The sequence below is a fragment of the Trinickia sp. HAY1-2D genome (assembly GCF_056754935.1).
The window spans coordinates 45831-67565 of the sequence record NZ_JBPGWX010000002.1; the positions used below are offsets into that span (position 1 = coordinate 45831).

Genomic DNA, 21735 nt, shown 5'->3' on the forward strand with positions numbered 1-21735 from the left:
CGGACGAGGAAAACCCGATGAATACCGAAGTGCACGAACCGGACGTGCTGGCTGCATCCCATACGACCCCACCCGATCTACTGCGCGAAGTTGCCCCCCACCTCGCCCGCCTTGCCGACACCGACCCGGCAGTGCGCCGTGTCGCATTGTTCGACCTCGCCGACCTCGAAGATCCCGCACTCTTGCCTGTGTTCCTGGCTTCGCTGCGCGATGACCCGGCGCCCGAAGTCCGGCGCGAGGCCGCCGCCGTGCTCGCGTCATGGGAGCAGGACGAAGTCGTCGAGGCGCTCTGCGCAGCCCTACTCGACGACGCCGAGCCGGTACGCGCACAGGCGGCGCAAAGCCTGTCCGAACTGAAAGAACCCAGCTCGGGCTATGTGCTGCGCCGTTGGGCGCTGCGACCGGAGCCGTTCGTGCGCCGCGCGGTACTCCGCGGGCTGCGCGAACTTCGGTTCGCAGATGCCTTCGACCCGGCCATGGAGGCGCTCGCCGCGCGACAAGCCGATGTACGGCTCGAGGCTGTCTCCGTACTCGGCTGGCTGAAAGATGCCCGCGCGCTCGCATCGCTCGCGGCGCTCGCCGCACGCGATACGCAGGCGGAAGTGCGCCGCGCAGCCATCGGCGCGCTGGGTTTTGCCTCGCCGGCCGATCCCGCCATCGTCGAAGCACTCGTCGCAGCGCTGTCCGACGACGCGTGGCAGGTGCGCGAGGAAGCCGCGACGACGCTAGGCAAACTCGGCGTGGTGTCGGCGCGCGAATCGCTCGTCACGGCACTCGACGACGCATACTGGCAGGTCAGGCTACGCGCGACTCGCGCGCTCGGACAACTGCGCGATGGGCACGCAGCTCCTGCCGTTGCGATGCTACTCGCGCATCCGATCAGCAACTTGCGCAAGGAGGCCGCGCTGGCGCTCGGCGAGCTGGGCGTTGCCGGTTCACTGCCCGCACTGCACCACGCGCTTGGCGATCGCGATCCTGAGGTGCGCAAAGCCGTCCGCATCGCCATCGAGCAAATCGAAATCGCACCGCAATAAAACAACGCGGCGCTGGCCGAGCGCCAAGTAAGGAACGCGAGCACTCGGACCGGCAGGCGGGATTCTCGCGCCCCATGCCGCTGCCCGCGGCCGATGGCGCCAGGAATTTGTCGCAGATCTCATCACGTCAGTACGAGCCAGTTTATTTCGCGCAAATTCCCTGGGCGATAATGTCGTCGATATACCGACGATCGAAAGCCATCCGAAATGAAACTCCCCGGTGGCCTCCTCAGTATCAGCTAAGTCTTCGTCGGTATCCTCTCCCTTATTGTTGCCACCTCCCGCTCGTCCCGGCGACGCAGCGCGAACGGAGAATTGATGGAAGGACTGAATCGAGCGCTTTTTCTCTGGCTCAATGCGCCGGACAACCCCGGTCACCTATCGATGGCGATGGCGCTATTTTTTGCCGAATATTTCATTTGGCTGATTCCTGCCATGATCGCGATTGTCTGGTTACGCGGTGGCGAGCGCACGCGTAAGGCGCTGATCGAAGCCACCGTCGCCGCGTCGATTGGGCTTTGCATCAATCAGCTGATCGGCCTCGCATGGATGCACCCGCGCCCGTTCGTCATCGGCCTCGGGCACACATTGGTTGCGCACGCACCGGACTCATCCTTCCCCAGCGATCATCTGACGCTCTGGTGGTCGGTCGCGTTTGCGCTCGCCATCCCCGGCAACTTTCCTCGGGCCGGGGTGCTGTTCGCATTGCTCGGCTTGCCCATCGCGTGGGCGCGCATCTACGTAGGCGTCCATTTCCCGTTCGATATGGCGGGCGCGGCTATGGTCTCGCTGTTGAGCGTCGGCGTGACGCGGCGTGCAATACGGCCGTGCCTGCCGCATATTTTTCGCGCGGCGGCCTGCGTTCACTGCTTGCTTTTCAGCAAGTTCATTGCGTTGGGATGGGTGCGCAAATAAGAACTGGGTAACATCCGCGGCGACGAAGGCACGAGTCATGCGGCGACTTTCATATCCAGCAAGGCAATGACTGCATTAAAAGGAAGCTCACGATGACGAAATCGACTCAACACGCATTGGCGAAGGTACCCGAGGTGACACTCGGGTTCTGGCTCCTTAAAATTGCCGCAACCACGCTAGGTGAAACGGGTGGCGACGCAGTGACCATGTCGATGCACTTAGGCTATCTCATCGGCACGGCCATTTTCGCGTTGATATTCGTCGTGGCGGTCATGGCGCAAATCCGCGCAAATGGGTTTCACCCCTTCTTGTACTGGCTGACGATCATCGCCACCACAACGGTCGGCACGACGATGGCCGATTTCGCGGATCGCTCCTTGGGCATCGGATATGCGGGCGGCTCGAGTCTCCTGCTCGCGTTGCTGCTGATCTCGCTCTTTGTCTGGTACCGGACGCTCGGCTCCGTCTCTGTCAGTACGATCACTACACCCAAAGCCGAAATTTTCTATTGGGTGACGATCATGTTCTCCCAGACCTTGGGTACGGCATTGGGCGATTGGACGGCCGACAGCATGGGGTTGGGATACGGCGGTGCCGCGCTCGTGTTCGGTGGATTGCTCGTTTTGGTCGCGGCGGCCTATTATTGGTCGAACATCTCGCGCACGATACTTTTCTGGGCGGCGTTCGTATTGACGCGTCCGCTCGGGGCTGCGGTCGGCGATTTCCTCGACAAACCCCTCAACGCGGGCGGTCTGGCCATGAGCCGTTATTCGGCCTCGGCCGCGCTGTTCGGCTTCATCATGCTCGGCATTCTGATCTTCCGGCAAAGAGCGGCGAAAGCAACGCATTGAATGCAGGCTGGAATCGGCGACGGAGGACGAATGCGGGTATTGCTGGTCGAAGACGATCCGATGATCGGCGAGGCCGTTCAAAACGCACTGAAAGACGTTTCATACGCGACGGATTGGGTGAAGACGGGGCCCGCGGCACTGTCCGCCTTCGAGGCGCAGCATTACGACCTCGTGCTGCTCGACCTCGGCTTGCCCGGCAAGGACGGTCTGCAAGTGCTGGCGAGCATTCGCGGCCGGGACAATCCGGTCCCAGTGCTGATCGTCACGGCCCGGGACGCGCTCGATGATCGGTTGCGTGGACTCGACGGCGGCGCCGACGATTACGTCCTGAAGCCATTCGAAATGACCGAGCTGCTGGCCCGCATGCGCGCCGTGCTGCGGCGAAAGGGCGGGCGCGCGGCCCCGGTCCTCAGCAATGGCCGCGTGTCGCTCGATCCGGTGACGCGCGAGGCCGTCGCTGATGGCCGCGCGCCCGTGCAGCTTTCCAATCGCGAATTCGCGCTGCTGCACGCGCTGCTGATACGCCCCGGCGCGATCCTTTCACGCAGCGATCTCGAAGACCGGATCTACGGTTGGGGAGAAGAAGTCGAAAGCAATGCCGTCGAATTTCTGATTCACGCACTGCGGCGCAAGCTCGGCAGCGACATCATCAAAAACGTCAGGGGCGTCGGATGGATGGTTTCAAAAGGCGGTTGAACGCGTCCCTCCAGCTCAAACTGTCCTTCTCGCTTTCGCTCGCGATTCTCGGGGTTGCCGTGGTCGCCGGCATCTTTTCGTTCGCGTCCGCGCTGCACGAAGCCCATGAGCTGCAAGACGATACGTTGCGGCAAATCGCGACGCTCCTCGACCGGCAAGGCGTGCCGCACCTTCAGTCGCCGGCTGGGGCGAGCGTGGCGAGCGACGACAAAGACTCCCGCATCGTCGTGGAATATCTCGCCGATGCCGGGCAGCAAGGCGTCGGCATCGCTGGTGCCGAGGCGCGATTGCCGATCCCAGCCGACTTGGCGGACGGCGCGCACACGCTGCGGATCAAGGGCGAGTCCTTTCGCGTGCTCATCAAAACAGCGGCCGGCGGCGGGCGAATCGCCGTGACGCAGGAAACGGATGTTCGCGACGAGATCGCGCGCGATGCCGCCCTGCAGACTTCGATGCCGTTTCTGATCCTCGTGCCGATACTGGTCTTTTTGATTGCGGACCTCGTTCGCAAGATGTTCCGGCCGATCGCCGCGCTGTCGCTGGAAATCGATCGGCGGGCCGAGCGGGAGTTACATCCCATCGAAACGAGCCATCTGCCTGTCGAGGTCCGGCCCTTCGTCGTCGCAATCAATCGCCTTTTGACGCGCGTTGCGCAATCGATGGAAGCCCAACATCGATTCGTTGCCGATGCCGCGCACGAACTGCGCTCCCCTTTGACGGCACTTTCGCTGCAAGCGGAACGGCTGGCCGAAGCGGAGATGTCGACGACGGCCCGGGAGAGATTGCGTTCGCTGCGACAGGGCATCGAGCGCGGACGAAACCTGCTCGATCAACTGCTGACGTTGGCCAGAGCGCAATCGCCTTCGGAGCCGCTGCCGGCGACACAGGCGGTGTCGGTGCAGAGCATCTATCGTCGCGTGCTCGAAGACATCATGCCGCTTGCCGACGCCAAAAAGATCGATGTCGGTGTCGAAGGCACCGAGGACGCGCTGGTACGAGCAAGCGAGCTCGATTTGATTGCGATCGTAAAGAATCTCGTCGATAACGCCATCCGCTATACGCCACGAGGCGGGAAGGTCGATTTGTCGGTGCGCGGCACGCCCACGCATGTGTTGTTGCGCGTGATCGACAACGGGCCCGGCATTGCACCGGACGAGCGCGAGCGCGTTTTCGATCCTTTTTATCGCACGCTGGGGAGCAATGAAGTGGGATCGGGGCTGGGCCTGTCCATCGTCAAAGCTATTGCCGAGCGCCTCGGGGCGGAAGTCCGCCTCGAGTTTGCCGATGAGACCGGGCAGTCGGGGTTGTGTGTTTCCGTTCTCATTCCGGCCCAGTGACCCCTATCGTATGAGGGTTGCTAGACGACCGGTCTAATACTGGCTACAGTACGGTTCCATGAGCCATGCAACGCCTCCCACCGATGTCCGCCGGCACATTCTCGATGTCGCGCATCCTCTATTTCTGAGCAAGGGCTTCACGGCCGTCGGCCTGACGGAGGTGCTGGCTGCGGCGAAGGTGCCGAAGGGGTCGTTTTATCACTACTTCTCGTCGAAGGAAGCGTTCGGCGAGGCGGTGCTCGAGGCGTACTTCGAAGATTATCTCCAGCGCATGGATGGGTTGCTCGGTCAGTCCGGTCCGGCGGCGCAGCGGTTGATGGCCTATTTCTTCGACTGGCTCGATTCGCAGACAGGGGACGAGGCGCAAAGCCGGTGTCTGGTCGTGAAGCTCGGCGCGGAAGTCTCCGATCTATCCGACACGATGCGGGCGGCACTGGAACGCGGCACGCGAACGATCACGGCGCGGCTCGCGCGCTGCGTGGAGGAAGGGTTGACGGACCGTTCGTTGCCCGAATCGCTCGATGCCGCCGGCACCGCCATGACGCTCTATCAGAACTGGCTCGGTGCCAGTCTGCTGGCCAAGATCACACGCGACCGCAAGCCGCTGGATACCGCGTTGGCCTGCACGCGCCGGATGCTCGGCGTCCCTTACGACGCTTGACGGGCGATCGTATGTATTCGCTTTCCGTTTTTTATTCCTCGTGTTCTAGACGACTGGTCTACTCAGTCCGCCCGCTGTGCCCGAAGCATTGCCGCCCCCGCCAATCCGAGATTGCATACTGAAGAAGTCCCCGATGCCGCAAACCGATACCGTCAATCGCCGCGTGGTCCTCGCGGCGCGCCCGCAGGGGTTGCCCACGCCGCGCGACTTTCTCATCGAAGAGGCAGCCATTCCGAAGCCCGCCGATGGCCAGGTTCTGCTTCGTACCGTCTATCTCTCGCTCGATCCCTACATGCGCAATTTGATGGAGGAGGTCGGTCCTGCCTATGCGCCATCGATCCCGCTTGGTGGAACGATGGTGGGCGGCACCGTGAGTCGAGTCGTTGAATCGAAGCATGGGAAGTGGCGAGCGGGCGATCTCGTGCTCGGCAACTCAGGATGGCAGGACTACGCGCTATCCGATGGCAGCGACTTGCTCCCCCTTGGACAAGAATCTCACGCGTCGCTGTCGTTGGGCGGTTTGGGCATGCCCGGATTCACCGCGTATGTCGGCCTGGCGGATATCGGCCAGCCCAAAGCTGGCGAAACGCTTGTCGTGGCGGCGGCCACGGGTGCCGTTGGCTCGGTCGTCGGGCAGTTGGCGAAGCTTCGGGGCGCAAAGGTCGTTGGCATCGCGGGTGGCGCCGACAAGTGCCGGTACCTCGTGGAAGACCTCGGCTTCGACGCCGCCGTTGATCGTCGCGATCCGGCATTCGCCGAGCGTCTGGCGGCGGCGTGTCCGGAGGGAATCGACGTTTATTTCGAAAACGTCGGCGGGGAAGTTTTCGATGCCGTATTGCCGTTGTTGAACATCGGCGCGCGCGTGCCGGTCTGCGGCGTGATTGCGCATTACAACGACGACGCGTTGCCGCCCGGGCCCGATCGATTGCCGCTTGCCATGTCGACGATTCTGCAAAAGCGGGTCCGTATGCAAGGTTTCATCATCCTCGACCACTTCGGCGAGCGTTTCGATGCGTTTCGCCGAGAGATGAGCGAATGGTTGTCCGATGGCCGCGTCAAGCTGCGCGAGGACCGCGTCGATGGGTTGGGGCACGCGCCTGCCGCGTTCATTGGCATGCTGCAGGGGCGCAACTTCGGCAAGCTCGTCGTGCGTGTAGGCGAGGAATGAAGAGGCTCGTGGCCGGTGTTACCGTTCTTTGACACGATCCCCTCCGCTCGCCCGTGCGGCGAATAGGCATATATTCTCCGCACATTATGCGGAGAATATATGTACATCTGGGCGGCCGAAGATTGGCCTGAATGGCGATACGACCTTGCAAGCCTCACCGGTTTGATTCAGCGCGAACGCAAAGCCTATTACGACGTGCTCGAGCGCACGCAAAGAGGAAGCCTCGACGTCACCGAGTGGTTGAACTGGTTTCTGAGCACCTTGAAGGACGCCGTCGAGCGCGCTCATCGGACGCTGGATTCGGTGCTGGCCAAAGCGCGGTTCTGGCAGCGCTTTGCGGGCGTGCCGATGAACGCTCGGCAAATCAAGTTATTGAACAAACTGCTCGATGGTTTCGAGGGCAAGCTGACGAGCAGCAAATGGGCGGCTATTGCCAAGTGCTCGGCCGATACTGCACTGCGCGATATAAACGAACTGATCGATGCGGGCGCGTTGCGAAAGTCGGCAGCGAGCGGCCGTAGCACGAGTTACGAATTGCCTCGATAGCGGTTGCTTGTGGCCGTGTCGCACCGCTTCCAGCGTGCTTCGTAATGGCTGAAAGGGCTTCGTTCTGCGGGCGATGTGCCATAGGTAGCACTGTTATACCTATGGTCACGAAATCTCTGACCCGACCACACAAGGCAAGGATATGACTCCTTCAGCGATCGGCCCGCGTGGCCGCGATGACAGCGCACGAGCGAGCGAGGGGGACGGCGGTGGTGCGCGGAGCGCCGAAAATGTGCCGCGGCCATCTCATCCGCCGACGCGAACGGACGTTAGTGGGCCGCTTGCAGGTGCCGCGCAACTCGGTGCGGCGGAGACTCGCTCACGCGCCGCGGCGAGGGTGACCGCGGGCAAAGCGTGGACGGGGACGGGGCGTACGGTGCGGGCGACGGTGCGTGCATTGGGTGCTGCGGGCGGCGCCGTAGCGGATGGCGGACGCTTCATCGGCATTGACCGCCGGAAGCTCCTGCGCGGCGCTGGAGCACTCTTGCTCGGCGGAGCCGGCCTGGAGGCTTGTCACGAAGTCGCGCGTCTGCTCGAGCCGCCGCCGCTCGCCGTTCCGGACGACGTCGAGGCGTCGGCCGCAGAGATTGCCGCCGCGCGAAACACTGTCTCCGAAGCCGCACAAAAGGAGGCTGACGAAATCATCGCCAGTTTGCAGGCATCTTCGCCCGGATCGCGTGAGATCGGAGTTCTCGAGCGCGCTAAGAAACAGGACGCACAAAAACTGCTCACTGCGCTCGATCACTACTGGAGCACCGTTCCCAGCCAGGCAGATTCGGCGCGCAGCCGCCGGCTTCGCGCGCAGGTCGCCCTCCTGAGACTGCGTCCGGAAAATGGCGAATCCCCGCCTCGAACGGCTACGCGGCGCAACGAATTAAAAAAGACGGTCGAAACGCTGCGCAAAGTGGACTGGACTTGTGTGTCTGGTCCGGATGGCACCATCAACTGCAGCCTATAGCGGAATCGGCGCGCACACGAGCGGAACACGAGGACACGAGGTCCGCAACCGCGCGGTTCCGGGTGCCGCGCGATGCATTCCCATCGTTCGAACAACGAACCATATCGACGCAATTGGACAGATCCTGTCGCGATTTGACAAGCCACTTACGGTCGCGTAAATTTCGCGCACGCGTCGGGAGAGTGCGTCGACAGCATGTTTCTTCATCCATCCATGCTGCCACGCCGCCGAAGGGGCATACCCACAAACTCTCAGGCAAAAGGACCGACCGCGTCGAAAACCCGCATCTGACGGCCTGCTTCTCAACTGTCAGACGGTTTTCGAACTCTGGAGAGCGGCAGTAGCCGGCCAGCGGCGCGCGTTTCAGCGCGAAGCCCGGCAAGCTGCCCACCGAAGGGGCGCGCGTTCGGCCGGGAAACGAAATCCGGAACAGGGATCGTCCCCGACTGCGCAATCTCTCAGGTACCGAGGACAGAGGGGCCATCCATCGCACACGCCAGCGGCCACCGCGGCGCAGCGCGATCGGCATGGCCCTTTTTTGTTTTCGCGAACCCTGTAGCGTGCCGAGGCTCCATTCCATGACCGAACTGAAACGTACCCCGCTTCACGCCACCCATCGCGCGCAGGGCGCACGCATGGTCGACTTCGGCGGATGGGACATGCCCGTCAACTACGGCTCTCAGATCGACGAACACCAGGCGGTCCGGCGCGATGCCGGCATGTTCGACGTCTCGCACATGTGCGCCGTGGATTTCACAGGAGCGCGCGCCCGCGCGTTTTTCGAATTCGCGATTGCGAACAACGTCGCCAAGCTGCAAACGCCCGGCCGCGCGCTCTACTCGTGCCTGCTCAATGAAGCGGGCGGCGTCGTCGACGATCTCATCGTCTATTACTTCTCGGACGAATGGTTTCGCGTGGTCGTCAATGCAGGCACGGCCGACAAGGACATCGCCTGGTTCTCGCGCCTGAACACCGAACACGCATTCGGCCTCACCATCACGCCGCGCCGCGATTTCGCCATCATCGCCGTTCAGGGCCCGAATGCGCGCGCCAAGCTCTGGCAAGCGATTCCCGCCGCACGCGAGGCAAGCGAGCCGCTCAAGCCGTTCAATGCCGCGCGCGTCGGCGCAACGCCGTTCGGCGAGCTGACCATCGCGCGCACGGGCTATACGGGCGAGGACGGCTTCGAGATCATTGTCCCGGCCGCGCATGCCGTGGCGCTTTGGGACGCGCTGCAGGCGCAGGGCGTCATGCCGTGCGGCCTCGGCGCGCGCGACACGCTGCGCCTGGAAGCGGGCATGAATCTTTACGGACAGGACATGGACGAGACGGTCTCGCCACTCGACGCAGGCCTCGCTTGGACGGTCGATCTGAGTTCGCCCCGCCCGTTCGTCGGACGCACCGCGCTCGAAGCGCACGGTGCGACGCGCGCATTCGTCGGTCTCATCCTGCGTAAGGAAGGGGGCAAGGCGGCGGGCGTGCTGCGTGCACATCAGAAGGTGCTGACGCCGTTGGGCGAGGGCGAGATCACGAGCGGCACGTTTTCGCCGACGATGCTCGAATCGATCGCCTTCGCGCGCGTGCCCAAAGGCGTGCAGCCCGGCGACACGGTACAGGTCCAGATTCGCGACAAAGCGTTGAACGCAACCGTGGTAAAACTGCCGTTCGTGCGCAACGGCAAGGTGCTCGCCGCCTGACGCCGGGCGCGCGGCGCACGCGTTTCGCGTTATCCGAATTTTTCCATTTATCAGGAGCATCCGATGAGCAACGTTCCGGCCGATCTCAAGTACACCGAAGAGCACGAATGGCTGCGCACCGAAGCGGACGGTACGCTGACGATCGGCATTACCGATCACGCGCAAAGCACACTCGGCGACATCGTCTTTCTCGAACTGCCCGAAGTCGGAAAACAAGTGACCGCCGGTGACGCGGTCGGCGTGGTCGAATCGGTGAAGGCAGCCTCGGACATCTATTCGCCGGTCTCGGGTGAAATCGTCGACGTGAACTCGGCCATCGTCGATACGCCCGACGCGGTGAACAGCGATGCCTACGACAGCTGGCTCTTCAAGATCAAGTTGGCCGACAGCGCGTCGACCGACAAGCTGCTCGACGCCGCGGCTTACTCCAAGCTGATCGACTGAACACTTTCGCTATCTCGCGCGGCGCGCTTCGCCGTGGTTCGTCGAAGCCGCCGCGCACTCCGCGCCACTCGCACCGCCCGCCCATCATGAAGCTCGAACACCCGGATCGCCTGATGAACCGCACTCCTTCCTCGCTTGCCGCACTCGAAGTGCATGACGCCTTCGCGGAGCGGCACATCGGCCCGGACGCAGCCGATCAGCAAAAGATGCTCGACGCGCTCGGCTTCGCGTCGCGCGCCGCGCTGATCGATGCGGTCATCCCGGAGACGATCCGCCGCACCGAGCCGCTGCCGCTCGGGCCCTTCGCGCAGCCGTTGGGCGAAGCCGAAGCGCTCGCGGCTCTGCGCGAGCTCGCGAACAAGAACCAGGTGTTCCGCTCGTATATCGGGCAGGGCTACTACAACACGCACACGCCGGCCGTCATCCTGCGCAACGTGCTCGAGAATCCCGCCTGGTACACGGCCTACACGCCTTACCAGCCGGAAATTTCGCAAGGCCGGCTCGAGGCGCTGCTCAATTTTCAGCAGATGATCACGGACCTCACCGGGCTGTCGATGGCCAACGCCTCGCTGCTCGACGAGGCCACGGCCGCGGCCGAAGCGATGACGCTGCTGCAGCGTGTCGGCAAGCCGAAGTCGAACGTCTTCTATGTGGCCGACGATGTGCTGCCGCAAACGATCGAGGTCGTCTGCACGCGTGCTCGGCCGATCGGCATCGAGGTCAAGGTCGGCCCCGCGGCCGACGCCGCCGCGTCGAATGCCTTCGGCGTGCTGCTGCAATACCCCGGTGCGAACGGCGATGTGCGCGACTACCGGGCGCTCACCGAGGCCGTGCATGCTGCCGGAGGCCATGTCGTCGTTGCGGCCGATCTGCTTGCGCTGACACTGCTCGCGCCGCCGGGCGAATGGGGGGCGGACGTGGCCATCGGCAGCTCGCAGCGCTTCGGCGTGCCGGTCGGCTTCGGCGGCCCGCATGCGGCTTACCTCGCCGTGCGCGACGAATTCAAACGGCAGATGCCGGGGCGGCTCGTCGGCGTGACCGTCGACGCACAGGGCAACGCAGCGCTGCGTCTCGCGCTGCAAACGCGCGAGCAGCACATCCGTCGCGAGAAAGCGACTTCGAACGTCTGCACGGCGCAGGCGCTGCTGGCCATCATGGCGAGCATGTACGCCGTCTACCACGGACCGCATGGCCTGAAGACGATCGCGCTTCGGGTCCACCGCATTGCCGCGTTGCTCGCGGCCGGCGCCAAGCAGCTCGGCTACTCGTTGGCCAACGAAACGTTCTTCGACACGCTGACGATCGAAACGGGTAGCCGGACGGCGGCCGTACACGAGGCGGCCAAGCGCGCGCGGATCAATCTGCGGCGCATCGACGATACGCGCGTGGGAGTCTCCATCGACGAAACGACGACGCGTCGCGATCTGGCCGATCTGCTCGCCGTGTTCGCCCATGCGGCCGGTGCCATTGACGTGCCGCACGTCGACACGCTCGACGCTGCCCTCACGCGCGCGGCCGGCGGCGGCGCGCCCGGCGATGCCACGGCGCTTCCCGAGGCGCTCGTGCGCACGAGCGCTTATCTGACCCACCACGTCTTCAACCGGCACCATTCGGAGACGGAGATGCTGCGCTATTTGCGCGGCCTGGCCGACAAGGACCTCGCGCTCGACCGCTCGATGATTCCGCTGGGCTCGTGCACGATGAAGCTCAACGCCACCTCGGAGATGCTGCCCGTCACATGGCCGGAGTTCGGCGCGATCCATCCGTTCGCGCCGGCGGAGCAAACGGTCGGATATCGCGAAATGATCGATCAGCTCGAGCAGATGCTCGTCGCCGCCACCGGTTACGCCGCCGTCTCGCTGCAGCCCAATGCCGGATCGCAGGGCGAATACGCAGGACTGCTGATCATTCGGGCCTATCACGCATCGCGCGGCGAGTCCCATCGCGACATCTGCCTCATTCCCGCCTCGGCGCACGGTACGAACCCCGCATCGGCGCATATGGCGGGCCTGAAGGTGGTGGTCGTGAACTGCGACGCGCAAGGCAACGTCGATACGGAAGATCTGCGTGCGAAGGCGGCCGCGCATGCCGACAAGCTCGCGGCGATCATGATCACCTACCCGTCGACGCACGGTGTGTTCGAGCGCAACGTGCGCGAGATCTGCGAGATCGTGCATGCGCACGGCGGTCAGGTCTACGTCGACGGCGCCAATATGAATGCGATGGTGGGTCTGACTGCGCCGGGCCAGTTCGGTGGCGACGTCTCGCACCTGAACCTGCACAAGACGTTCTGCATTCCGCATGGCGGCGGCGGCCCCGGTGTGGGCCCGGTCGCCGTCGGCGCGCATCTGGCGCAGTTTCTGCCGAATCAGACGTCGTCGGGCTACCGGCGCGCCGAAAGCGGCATTGGCGCGGTTTCGGCTGCTCCGTACGGATCCGCATCGATTCTGCCGATTTCGTGGATGTACATCGCGATGATGGGCGCGAAAAACCTCACCGCCGCAACCGAGGTCGCGATCCTCAACGCGAACTACGTGGCCAAGAAGCTCGCGCCGCATTATCCGGTGCTCTACGCCGGCCCGGGCGGCCTCGTGGGGCACGAGTGCATTCTCGATCTGCGGCCGATCAAGGACGCGAGCGGCATCACCGTCGACGACGTCGCCAAGCGCCTCGCCGATTACGGCTTTCACGCGCCGACGATGAGCTTCCCGGTGCCCGGCACGCTGATGGTCGAGCCGACCGAATCGGAATCGAAGGAGGAACTCGATCGATTCATCGAAGCGATGATCGCCATTCGCGAAGAAATTCGCGCAGTCGAGGAAGGCCGCGCCGACCGCGAGGACAATCCACTCAAGCACGCGCCGCATACGGCGGCCGCCGTGACGGCGAACGAGTGGGAGCATGCCTATTCGCGCCAGCAAGCGGCTTATCCGTTGCCGTCGCTCGTCACCCGTAAATATTGGCCGCCCGTCGGCCGCGCGGACAACGCTTATGGCGACCGCAACCTCTTTTGCTCCTGCGTGCCCGTGGCCGATTACGCGTAACGGGCGGACCGTGCGCGCGCCCGCTACGCCGCATTGCGCGGCTTCGGCGCGGAGCACGTCGCCGCGCGTCGCTCGACACGAATACCGGCTAACATCTCACACCGCGATCAAGCAAACGAAGGAGCGACGCATGGTGCGAATGGGGGCCACGACGAGCGGGCGCGCAACGCGGCTGCGGACATGGCGCGAACAGGGCGCGCGAGCGTTGCGCTGGCCGCGGCTGCTCGCCTGCGCGACGGCATGCACGATGCCGCCCGTACTGGCTCATGCCGCGATGAACTTCTGCGCCGCTCCAGGATTGCAAACGAGCGAACGCGCCAACGCGGCGCCGGATGTTCAGGCGTTGATGAAGCGTGTCGGTGGGCAACTCGGCGCCGAGCCCAAGCCGCTCCCGCGGCTGCACACCGAGGGTACGCTGCCGCACGAGGGGATTTACGACGAGAGCATCGAAGCCGAAAAAGAACTCGAGCTGATGCGCGACGCCGCGCTCGTTTGGCGTGCGACGGGCGATGACCGCTACCTGAAGCTCGTCGACCGGTTTCTCGCGGCCTGGGTGGGCACGTATCGGCCCAGTTTCGATCCGATCGACGAAACCCATTTCGACTCGCTGATCCTCGCTTACGACATGACGGCGAGTGCGCTGTCGGTCAAGACGCGCAATGCGACAGCGGCCTTCATCGCGACGCTGGGCAATGGCTACGTCGCACGCATCGACAGCGCAGCGCGTCCCCTGACCGGCACCTATCGGAACAACTGGGAAAGCCATCGCGTGAAGCTCGTTGCGATGGCCGCTTTCACGCTCGACGATCGCAAGCTCATCGATGCCGCGCAGCGCATCTTCGTCGAGCAGATCGGCAACAACATTGCGCCGGACGGTTCGACCGTCGATTTCGCCGAACGCGACGCGCTGCATTACGTCGCCTACGATCTCGAGCCGCTCGTCGCCGCGGCGCTTGCCGCGCGGCGTCACAACCGCAACTGGCTCACGCTCAAGGCGGGCAATGGCGCCTCGCTTGCGCTCGCGCTCAATTGGCTCGTGCCTTATGCGCTCGGCCAAAAGACGCATGACGAATTCGTGCATTCGAGCGTGCCGTTCGACGCGAAACGGCGCGCGGCCGGCGTGGCGGGCTTTTCGGGTCCATGGGACCCCAAGCGCGCGGCGCCGCTTTTTCACCTCGCGGCGCGTCTGTCGGGGCGCTATACCAGCGTCGCGCTGCTGCTTTCGCCGACGCCGCCGGCCTGGGTGGCCGTCTGTCTGCCGCTTGCGGCGCGATGAGCGGAGCATCGGTCTTCCTTTTCTGGAGCAACAATGGCAGTCAGCGTTTTCGATCTCTTCAAAATCGGCATCGGTCCGTCGAGTTCCCATACGGTCGGGCCGATGCGCGCGGCCTTGATGTTCGTGCAGGGACTCGAACGCGACGGACTCCTCGGCGCCACCGCGGCGCTCAAGGTCGAGCTCTACGGGTCGCTGGGCGCGACGGGCAAAGGCCACGGCACTGACCGCGGCGTGATGCTGGGGCTGCTGGGCGAGGCCCCCGACACGGTCGATCCGACCACGATCGCGGCGCGTCTCGATACGGTGCGCAGCACGCGGCGTCTCGCGCTGCTCGGCAAGCACGAAATCGACTTCACACCGAAGGATCACATCGCGTTTTATCGTCAGGCGCTCCCCGAGCACCCGAACGGGCTCAAGCTGCGCGCGGCCGATTCTGCGGGCACGACCCTGCGCGAATCGACGTACCTCTCGGTGGGCGGTGGCTTCGTCGTGACAGCCGGCGCGCCGAATACGAAGGTACTCGCCGCTGTCGACCAGCTCCCCCATCCGTTTCGCAGCGGTAATGAATTGCTCGCGCGGTGCACCGCCACGGGCAAGAGCATTGCGCAATTGATGTGGGAGAACGAGCGTGTCTGGCATACCGACGACGAGACGCGAAGCGGGTTGCTGAAAATCTGGGAGGTCATGCAGGCGTGCGTTGCACGCGGTTGCGGTGTAGGCAACCCCGACGCCGACGGTACGCTGCCCGGTCCTTTCAACGTCAAGCGCCGCGCGCCGCAGCTTTATCGCGACCTGTCCGGCAATCCGGAGCAAGGTTTGCGCGATCCGCTCTCGATGATCGACTGGATCAACCTTTATGCGATCGCGGTCAACGAAGAGAACGCGGCGGGCGGCCGTGTCGTGACGGCGCCGACGAACGGAGCCGCGGGCATCATCCCCGCCGTGCTGCACTATTACACGCGCTTTACGCCCGGTGCCAACGAACAAGGCGTGATCGACTTTTTGATGACGGCGGCGGCCATCGGCATTCTCTACAAACTCAATGCGTCGATTTCGGGCGCGGAAGTCGGATGCCAGGGGGAAGTCGGCGTGGCCTGTTCGATGGCGGCCGGCGCGCTCGCGGCGGTCATGGGCGGCAGCCCGAAACAGGTCGAAAACGCCGCGGAAATCGGCATGGAGCACAACCTCGGCCTCACCTGCGATCCGGTGGGCGGGATGGTGCAGATCCCATGTATCGAACGTAATGCCATGGCTTCGGTGAAGGCTGTCAATGCGGCGCGCATGGCCTTGCGCGGCGACGGCAGCCACTACGTCTCGCTCGATTCGGTCATCAAGACGATGCGCGAGACCGGCGCCGACATGAAAACGAAGTACAAGGAGACATCGCGCGGCGGGCTCGCGGTCAATATCGTCGAGTGCTGAGGCGCGGCGCTTTCGACGGATCCGCCGTATGGCGTGCCGATGTTTTCTCGAAGGACGTCCAACCAATCAGGAGGTCGCAGCATCATGGTCAACGCCGCTGACGCCGTTTCCACGACGGGTGCACGTCTCATCGTCGATGCCTTGCTCGCGCAGGGTGTCGATCGCGTTTTCTGCGTACCGGGCGAGAGCTTTCTCGCTGTGCTCGATGTACTTCATGACGAGGATGCGCATATCCGCACGTTCGTTTGCCGGCACGAAGCGGCGGCCGCCAACATGGCCGAGGCGACCGGAAAAATGACGGGGCTGCCCGGCGTGGCTTTCGTGACGCGCGGTCCGGGCGCCACCCATGCATCGATCGGCGTGCATACGGCGTTTCAGGATTCGACGCCGATGATTCTCTTCATCGGCCAATGCGCGCGCGAGCATCTCGATCGCGAAGCGTTCCAGGAGATCGACTATCGACGCATGTTCGGTCAAATGGCGAAATGGGTCGCGCAAATCGACGACGCGCGGCGCATTCCCGAATATCTGAGCCATGCGTTTCATGTTGCCTGTTCGGGGCGACCGGGGCCGGTCGTGTTGGCGTTGCCCGAGGACATGCTCTCGGACCCTTGCCCGGCCGTGCCGGCGGCGCCCCGGTTTCAGCGTGTCGCCGCGTCGCCGGCGCCGGCGCAAATCGAGCGCGTGCGCGCACTGCTCGAGAATGCGCGCCAGCCCATGCTGATTCTCGGCGGCAGCGGATGGACGGCGGGCGCCTGCGACGACATGCGCCGCTTCGCGGAAAACTGGCAATTGCCGGTGGGATGCGCTTTCCGCTATCAGGACCTCTTCGATAATGCGCATGCGAACTATGCCGGCGATGTGGGGCTCGGTATCAATCCGGCGCTCGGGCGGCGCATCGGCGAGGCGGACCTGCTGCTGGCGATCGGCCCGCGGCTCGGCGAAGCGACGACGGGCGGCTACACGCTGCTCGACATTCCGAAAACGAAGCAGACCCTAGTCCATGTGCATCAGGGGGCGGAGGAACTCGGGCGCGTTTATGCGGCCGATCTGCCGATCGTTTCGGGCATGCCTGAGATCGCGGCGGCGCTCGCGGCACTCGAGCCGGGCGCGGCGCCCGCATGGGCCGGCAGCGCGGAGGACGCGCATCGCGCCTACCTCGAATGGCACCGGCCACGCCCGATGCAGGGCGACGTGCAGCTGGGCGAAATCATGGTGCAACTGCGCGAGCGGCTGCCGGAAGACGCTTTCGTTTCGAACGGCGCGGGCAACTACGCGATCTGGCTGCACCGGCACTTCGCCTATCGGCGCTTCAAGACGCAACTGGCACCGACGAGCGGGGCGATGGGATATGGGGTACCCGCGGCGCTGGCAGCCAAAGCGCTCTATCCCGAGCGGATCGCGGTAGCCCTTGCCGGCGACGGCTGCTTCATGATGGCGGGCCACGAGTTGGCAACGGCCATGCAGTACGGCCTGAATGCGATCTTCATCGTCGTCAACAACGGTCATTACGGCACCATCCGTATGCATCAGGAGCGCCACTATCCTGACCGGCCGCATGGCACGGCGCTGACCAACCCAGACTTCGCGGCCTATGCGCGTTCGTTCGGCGCGCATGGCGAGACGGTCGTCAAGACGGCCGAATTTTTGCCCGCGCTCGAGCGTTCAATCGCCAGCGGCTTGCCGGCGTTGATCGAAATCCGCGTGCCGAAGGAGGTCAGCACGCCGTCCGCCACGCTGGAACAGATTCGGGAACAGGGACGCAAGGCACGCGCCGGAGCATGATGCCCCGGTTTGCGCGGGCTGTCGTCGCCCGCGCTGCGCCGCGCGGGGCATCCGGCTCAGACGTCAGTCAATGACCACGGTAGATTTCGGTATGCGACTCCGACACCTCGGTGGTCCGCGCCGGTTTGAGCCGCTCGCGGGGCTCGATCTCGGATAGCACCGTGTGCCAGGTCTGCTTGGCCATCGCCAATGGCGACGAGGCGGCTCCATGTTCTTCAGTACGCTCGGCCGTGCGCTCCGTTGCGCGTCGAACGGCCCGGGTCGATACCGCGGAGGCCAAGTGCTGCTTGGGCGTATGGTTCTTCGCCACTCGCTTCGCCGGTGTCTGCGTCTGTGTCTGTGTCTGTGCCTGCGCGGCTTGGCCATGATCCGCGCTGGACGCCCCTGCTGCCGAGGCCGCCGGAGTCCGCTTCACCGCCCCCGACCAGACTTCGTTCGATTGCCCCGCGGGCGGTGCGTGGGAGCCGCTCGTATCGGTAGGCGATGCGGTCTCCTTGCAGTCCGCGCTATCGCCGCCTGCCGCGCAGCCGGGGCGCAGGCGTGGATGCGCTTCGTCACCACGCTCGGCCGGCGCCGGGATGGCTGCCGGCACTGCGAGCGGGGCGGGTGCCGCGGATGTCAGGGATGCCGGCGATGGCCCCGCCGGCACGCGCGGCGTCTCGGCGTCCGTTGCGACCCGCTGTTCGGCGATGTGGGGCGGCTGTGTGGCGGAGGCCGGGCTGGGCGGCAGTGCCGGAGCTTGCGCTTGTGTAGCGGGGGCCTCGGCCGAGCCGGCGGTCGGCCGCGTAGCCGGTGAGGCTGTTGCGCGCAACGGCTCGGAGGCGGCCGGCTGTGTCGAGGCGAGCGCTTCCGATTGCGGTGTCGACGGCGCGGGACTTGCCGGAGGGCGCACCGGTGCTGCGACTTGAGCGGACAGCCGATGAGCCGAGACCGATGGCTGCGGCGCAGCCTTTTTCGCGAGCGTGGGCGAGACCGGCTTGCGCGGCGCAGCCGCAGCGCTTGCCGCGGCGCGCTTCGCATCGGGCGTCGCCGCGGTCCTGTTTGCCGGTTCGCCGCCTGGCGCAACGGCTGCAGGGCGGTTATGGACAGGCGGGCCGCCGATGGTGCGTTGGGCGTCGGCGGCATTCTCGTGGCGTACGGTATCGAGTTGTTGTCGAAGCAAATCGACGAGCGCCGCCGAAGAGAGCGCCTGCAGAGCCGAGCGTGACGCGGCGTGCGTTGCGGGGGCGTCCTGTTGACGCGGCGGCGGGTCTGCCTGCGGCCGGTCTTCCTGCGTTCCCTGGGTGCCGCGCGAGGGCGGGTCCGCCGGGGTGGGCCAAAGCATTTGGGCGTTATCGTGCTCGTCGATGGCCACGACAGCGCCAAAGATGGCCGCGAAGCCGAACAGTATCCATGCCACGCTCGCCGACACTCCCCAGCGCCGCGCCCCGTTCGAATCGCCCGAGGTGAGGCGGTGCGGCAGCGCGGCAAGCAGGCGCCGGCGCATCGGTGCGGTGGCGCCGAGCGCGGGCCGCGCGGGTGGCGCCGGCGACGCCGGAGGAGCTGGAGGAGCCGGACGCGCGGCCTTTCGCACGCGCGTTTGCCGCAAGACGGGCTGCCCACAACGCGGGCAGTGCAGGGCGTCGGAGCCCACGGCTGCGCCGCATCTGACGCAAGGCGCCGGAGCGGCCGACTGTGAGGTGGCTTCCGTCTGCATAAGCTTTCGATGGCGGCGCGCCCGCGCGAACGCGCATGTTTGCTGAGGTTGCCGATGGCCCGGCGAGCGAACGCGGGGCTCGCATGGGGCGCGGCGGTTCGCCTTCTGTCACTTTAGTCAGAACTATGGGCTCGCCTCCCTGCGAGATCAATTACCAATGGCCGGCGGATGTTCGCTGTTTAACATTCGACTGAATCTTGTCGACTATTGCAGCCCGGCAGGCATGCGTTATGAACGCGGCCGCGGCGGAACGAATCGCCATGTCAGCAGCACGATGAACGCGAAACAGGCATAGATCACGGTGAAAAGCCAGCCGGGGAGATCGTAGTAAAGAAGCCGCCCGACCCAGTAGGCGATGAAGCCTTGCGAGCTCGGGCCGCTCTCGCGCAGCCACGCCTCCAGCGTGGTCAGCGGGCACGGCGCGCCGAGGAGGGCGAGCGCTGCGACGATGCCGATCGACGCGAGATGAACGAAGCGAAAACGCGGTTCGCGCACCCAGCGCCAATGGCGTGCGGCACCGCACCAGATCGCCGCGAAGCCGCCCACGATGAAGAGCACGACGCACGCGTGCACGATCAAAACCGTATCGGCGAGCACAGTAGTCATGGACATGTTTGGCGCACGGACCGCAACGCGCCCGGTTTCAGCGACGCCGGTGCGCGCTTCCCGACATCAGTGCAGCAATAACGATGCAAGCGGCGAAGAGCGTTGCCACGACGGCGATGCTATCGCGATAAGCCTGCGCGTGGCGTGCTGCATTCGCCCCCTCGGCCGCGACGGAGAAGAACAGGCCGCCGATCGCCGTCGCGCCGAAGGCCGAGCCGATTTGCAGCATCGATGTGACGATGCTGCCCGCGAGCCCCGCTTTGGCCGGCGGAATTTCGCCGATGACGATGCGCACCACGTTCGGCAGCACCAGACCGTGCCCGGCGCCGGCAACGACCAGGCCCGCGTAAAACAGGCCGCCGGGCATGACCCGCAGCGAGGCGGCCGCTGTCGCGGCGAATCCGAGCGCAAGCGCCGCGAAGCCCGCAGTGAGGACATGATTGCCGATGCGGCGCACGATGGCGGGCGAGCACAGCGGCCCGAGAATCGAGCCTGCGCCGAACGGAAAGACCGCCGCGCCGGCGGCGAGCGCGGACCATCCCAGGCCCGACTGCAGATAGATGCCGTAGGTGAGAAAAAGGCGCTATCGCAATAGAAGCAGAACGCCAGCACGAGCCCGACGGAAAACACAGGATTCCTGAACAAAGCGAGCTCGACGAGCGGGTCGCGCCCGGCCCGATGCGCGCGATACTCCGCCAGCACGAAAGCGGCGAGCACCGGCACGCTGGCGGCGAGCATCGTCCACGCCCAGAGCGGCCAGCCCGCTTCGCGTCCCTGAGTCAGCGGATAAATGACGAGGGCGAAGAACGCCGATAGCAGCGTGAGACCCAGCCAATCGTTGCCCTCCGTGCGTGCGGCACGGCTTTCGGGAACGAAGCGCCATGCGCCTGCCAGTGCGAGCACGCCTACCGGAAGATTGATGAGAAAGATCGATTGCCATCCGAGCCCGAACGGGTGCAGCGTGACGAGCAGTCCGCCGCCGATCTGTCCGGCGACCGATGCGAAGCCATAGACGAAGCCATAGAGACTCATGACCGCCGTCTGCTGCTCTTTCGGAAAGGCGCTGCGGATGGTCGCGAGGATTTGCGGCACGAGCATGGCCGCCGAGGCGCCCTGCATGATGCGCGCCGAGACGAGAAACGCGCCGCTCGGTGCCAGGGCGCATAACAGCGAAGCAACGAGAAAACCTGTCATGCCGCCCATGAAGAGGCGTTTGCGGCCGAAGCGATCGCCAAGCCGACCACCTGTGACGAGCAGCACCGCAAAGGCCGAGGTATAGGCCGAGACGATCAATTGAAGCTCGGCACTGCTTGCGCCCAGGCCGCTGCGAATAGCGGGCAATGCAAGATTGACGATGAAGTAATCGAGCGGCGAGAGAAACGCGCCCGTCAGCAGCACGACCAACGCAGCGGCGTTCGATCGCGTGCCATAGGCCGTGTCGCCACGGGAATCGATTTCGGCGGTTGCCTCCTTTCCCGCCGAAGGTGGCGCCGAACGAATCGTCGTGCGAAGGGAGTCGGATCTGATCATGGTACGAGGCCTCAAAAAAGAGGCGAACGCTCGCATCGAAGGACACACGAGACGCGTTGCGCGCGTTCG

Annotated in this window: 17 protein-coding genes, 2 pseudogenes and 2 riboswitches; of the genes and pseudogenes, 15 read left to right on the forward strand and 4 right to left on the reverse strand. The window is 64.8% G+C overall.

Translation table 11 applies throughout. From position 1 onward, the window contains the following. Nucleotides 1-17: 17 nt before the first annotated feature. From ACR9ZC_RS07105 to ACR9ZC_RS07175, 15 genes and pseudogenes are all read left to right on the forward strand, one after another. Complete coding sequence (locus ACR9ZC_RS07105) at nt 18-1034, forward strand: HEAT repeat domain-containing protein (protein ID WP_481579780.1); 1017 nt, start codon at nt 18-20, stop codon at nt 1032-1034. 318 nt (nt 1035-1352) lie between these two features. Continuing rightward, on the forward strand, nt 1353-1949 hold the full coding sequence (locus ACR9ZC_RS07110) for an undecaprenyl-diphosphatase (RefSeq protein ID WP_481579781.1): 597 nt from the start codon (nt 1353-1355) through the stop codon (nt 1947-1949). 92 nt (nt 1950-2041) lie between these two features. Further along, entirely contained in the window at nt 2042-2800 is a 759-nt protein-coding gene (locus tag ACR9ZC_RS07115; protein ID WP_481579782.1) for a COG4705 family protein, read from the forward strand. 30 nt (nt 2801-2830) lie between these two features. After that, entirely contained in the window at nt 2831-3496 is a 666-nt protein-coding gene (locus ACR9ZC_RS07120) for a response regulator (RefSeq protein ID WP_481579783.1), read from the forward strand. Then, on the forward strand, nt 3472-4833 hold the full coding sequence (locus tag ACR9ZC_RS07125) for an ATP-binding protein (protein WP_481579784.1): 1362 nt from the start codon (nt 3472-3474) through the stop codon (nt 4831-4833). Before ACR9ZC_RS07120 ends, ACR9ZC_RS07125 begins: the two co-directional genes overlap by 25 nt. Nucleotides 4834-4891: 58 nt before the next feature. Then, entirely contained in the window at nt 4892-5494 is a 603-nt protein-coding gene (locus tag ACR9ZC_RS07130; RefSeq protein WP_481579785.1) for a TetR/AcrR family transcriptional regulator, read from the forward strand. Between the two features lie 133 nt (nt 5495-5627). Beyond that, entirely contained in the window at nt 5628-6662 is a 1035-nt protein-coding gene (locus tag ACR9ZC_RS07135) for an NADP-dependent oxidoreductase (protein WP_481579786.1), read from the forward strand. Nucleotides 6663-6812: 150 nt separating this feature from the next. Beyond that, nucleotides 6813-7208: pseudogene (locus tag ACR9ZC_RS07140) on the forward strand (Fic family protein); the annotation flags it as partial. Nucleotides 7209-7584: 376 nt separating this feature from the next. Next, the gene (locus tag ACR9ZC_RS07145) at nt 7585-8166 is read left to right on the forward strand and encodes a hypothetical protein (RefSeq protein ID WP_481579787.1); all 582 of its coding nucleotides are present in this window, start codon (nt 7585-7587) and stop codon (nt 8164-8166) included. A 165-nt stretch (nt 8167-8331) separates the two neighbouring features. Further along, nucleotides 8332-8443: riboswitch (glycine riboswitch) on the forward strand. Nucleotides 8444-8483: 40 nt separating this feature from the next. Further along, nucleotides 8484-8651: riboswitch (glycine riboswitch) on the forward strand. A 93-nt stretch (nt 8652-8744) separates the two neighbouring features. After that, a complete protein-coding gene (gene gcvT / locus ACR9ZC_RS07150; protein ID WP_481579788.1) occupies nt 8745-9863 on the forward strand; it encodes a glycine cleavage system aminomethyltransferase GcvT in 1119 nt (372 codons plus the stop codon). Between the two features lie 63 nt (nt 9864-9926). After that, the gene (gene gcvH / locus ACR9ZC_RS07155; protein WP_481579789.1) at nt 9927-10307 is read left to right on the forward strand and encodes a glycine cleavage system protein GcvH; all 381 of its coding nucleotides are present in this window, start codon (nt 9927-9929) and stop codon (nt 10305-10307) included. An 86-nt stretch (nt 10308-10393) separates the two neighbouring features. Further along, on the forward strand, nt 10394-13351 hold the full coding sequence (gcvP, locus tag ACR9ZC_RS07160) for an aminomethyl-transferring glycine dehydrogenase (RefSeq protein ID WP_481579790.1): 2958 nt from the start codon (nt 10394-10396) through the stop codon (nt 13349-13351). A 247-nt stretch (nt 13352-13598) separates the two neighbouring features. Next, entirely contained in the window at nt 13599-14627 is a 1029-nt protein-coding gene (locus ACR9ZC_RS07165; protein WP_331567506.1) for an alginate lyase family protein, read from the forward strand. Between the two features lie 33 nt (nt 14628-14660). Continuing rightward, nucleotides 14661-16049 (forward strand): L-serine ammonia-lyase, encoded by a 1389-nt coding sequence (locus tag ACR9ZC_RS07170; protein ID WP_481579791.1) that lies wholly within the window; start codon nt 14661-14663, stop codon nt 16047-16049. Nucleotides 16050-16133: 84 nt separating this feature from the next. Beyond that, the gene (locus ACR9ZC_RS07175) at nt 16134-17834 is read left to right on the forward strand and encodes a thiamine pyrophosphate-binding protein (RefSeq protein ID WP_481579792.1); all 1701 of its coding nucleotides are present in this window, start codon (nt 16134-16136) and stop codon (nt 17832-17834) included. A gap of 67 nt (nt 17835-17901) precedes the next feature. Here ACR9ZC_RS07175 and ACR9ZC_RS07180 read toward each other — a convergent pair whose 3' ends face one another. The 4 genes and pseudogenes from ACR9ZC_RS07180 to ACR9ZC_RS07195 form a co-directional block, all read right to left on the reverse strand. Next, nucleotides 17902-19320 (reverse strand): hypothetical protein, encoded by a 1419-nt coding sequence (locus ACR9ZC_RS07180; protein WP_481579793.1) that lies wholly within the window; start codon nt 19318-19320, stop codon nt 17902-17904. Nucleotides 19321-19758: 438 nt separating this feature from the next. After that, nucleotides 19759-20142 carry a DUF2784 domain-containing protein gene (locus ACR9ZC_RS07185; protein ID WP_481579794.1) on the reverse strand — a complete coding sequence of 128 codons (384 nt, stop codon included), beginning with the start codon at nt 20140-20142 and terminating at the stop codon, nt 19759-19761. 31 nt (nt 20143-20173) lie between these two features. After that, on the reverse strand, nt 20174-20698 hold the full coding sequence (locus ACR9ZC_RS07190) for an MFS transporter (protein WP_481582612.1): 525 nt from the start codon (nt 20696-20698) through the stop codon (nt 20174-20176). 92 nt (nt 20699-20790) lie between these two features. Continuing rightward, a pseudogene (locus tag ACR9ZC_RS07195) lies at nt 20791-21702 on the reverse strand (MFS transporter); the annotation flags it as partial. Between the last annotated feature and the right edge of the window lie 33 nt (nt 21703-21735).

Excerpts from the sequence above, each read along its gene's own strand:
- ACR9ZC_RS07180 (WP_481579793.1), bottom strand. The coding sequence starts at position 19,320 with ATGCGCCGGCGCCTGCTTGCCGCGCTGCCGCACCGCCTCACCTCGGGC.
- ACR9ZC_RS07125 (WP_481579784.1), top strand. The coding sequence starts at position 3,472 with ATGGATGGTTTCAAAAGGCGGTTGAACGCGTCCCTCCAGCTCAAACTG.
- ACR9ZC_RS07110 (WP_481579781.1), top strand. The coding sequence starts at position 1,353 with ATGGAAGGACTGAATCGAGCGCTTTTTCTCTGGCTCAATGCGCCGGAC.
- gcvH (WP_481579789.1), top strand. The coding sequence starts at position 9,927 with ATGAGCAACGTTCCGGCCGATCTCAAGTACACCGAAGAGCACGAATGG.
- ACR9ZC_RS07135 (WP_481579786.1), top strand. The coding sequence starts at position 5,628 with ATGCCGCAAACCGATACCGTCAATCGCCGCGTGGTCCTCGCGGCGCGC.
- gcvT (WP_481579788.1), top strand. The coding sequence starts at position 8,745 with ATGACCGAACTGAAACGTACCCCGCTTCACGCCACCCATCGCGCGCAG.
- ACR9ZC_RS07175 (WP_481579792.1), top strand. The coding sequence starts at position 16,134 with ATGGTCAACGCCGCTGACGCCGTTTCCACGACGGGTGCACGTCTCATC.
- ACR9ZC_RS07120 (WP_481579783.1), top strand. The coding sequence starts at position 2,831 with ATGCGGGTATTGCTGGTCGAAGACGATCCGATGATCGGCGAGGCCGTT.
- ACR9ZC_RS07115 (WP_481579782.1), top strand. The coding sequence starts at position 2,042 with ATGACGAAATCGACTCAACACGCATTGGCGAAGGTACCCGAGGTGACA.
- ACR9ZC_RS07105 (WP_481579780.1), top strand. The coding sequence starts at position 18 with ATGAATACCGAAGTGCACGAACCGGACGTGCTGGCTGCATCCCATACG.
- ACR9ZC_RS07185 (WP_481579794.1), bottom strand. The coding sequence starts at position 20,142 with ATGTCCATGACTACTGTGCTCGCCGATACGGTTTTGATCGTGCACGCG.
- ACR9ZC_RS07165 (WP_331567506.1), top strand. The coding sequence starts at position 13,599 with ATGCCGCCCGTACTGGCTCATGCCGCGATGAACTTCTGCGCCGCTCCA.
- gcvP (WP_481579790.1), top strand. The coding sequence starts at position 10,394 with ATGAAGCTCGAACACCCGGATCGCCTGATGAACCGCACTCCTTCCTCG.
- ACR9ZC_RS07170 (WP_481579791.1), top strand. The coding sequence starts at position 14,661 with ATGGCAGTCAGCGTTTTCGATCTCTTCAAAATCGGCATCGGTCCGTCG.
- ACR9ZC_RS07130 (WP_481579785.1), top strand. The coding sequence starts at position 4,892 with ATGAGCCATGCAACGCCTCCCACCGATGTCCGCCGGCACATTCTCGAT.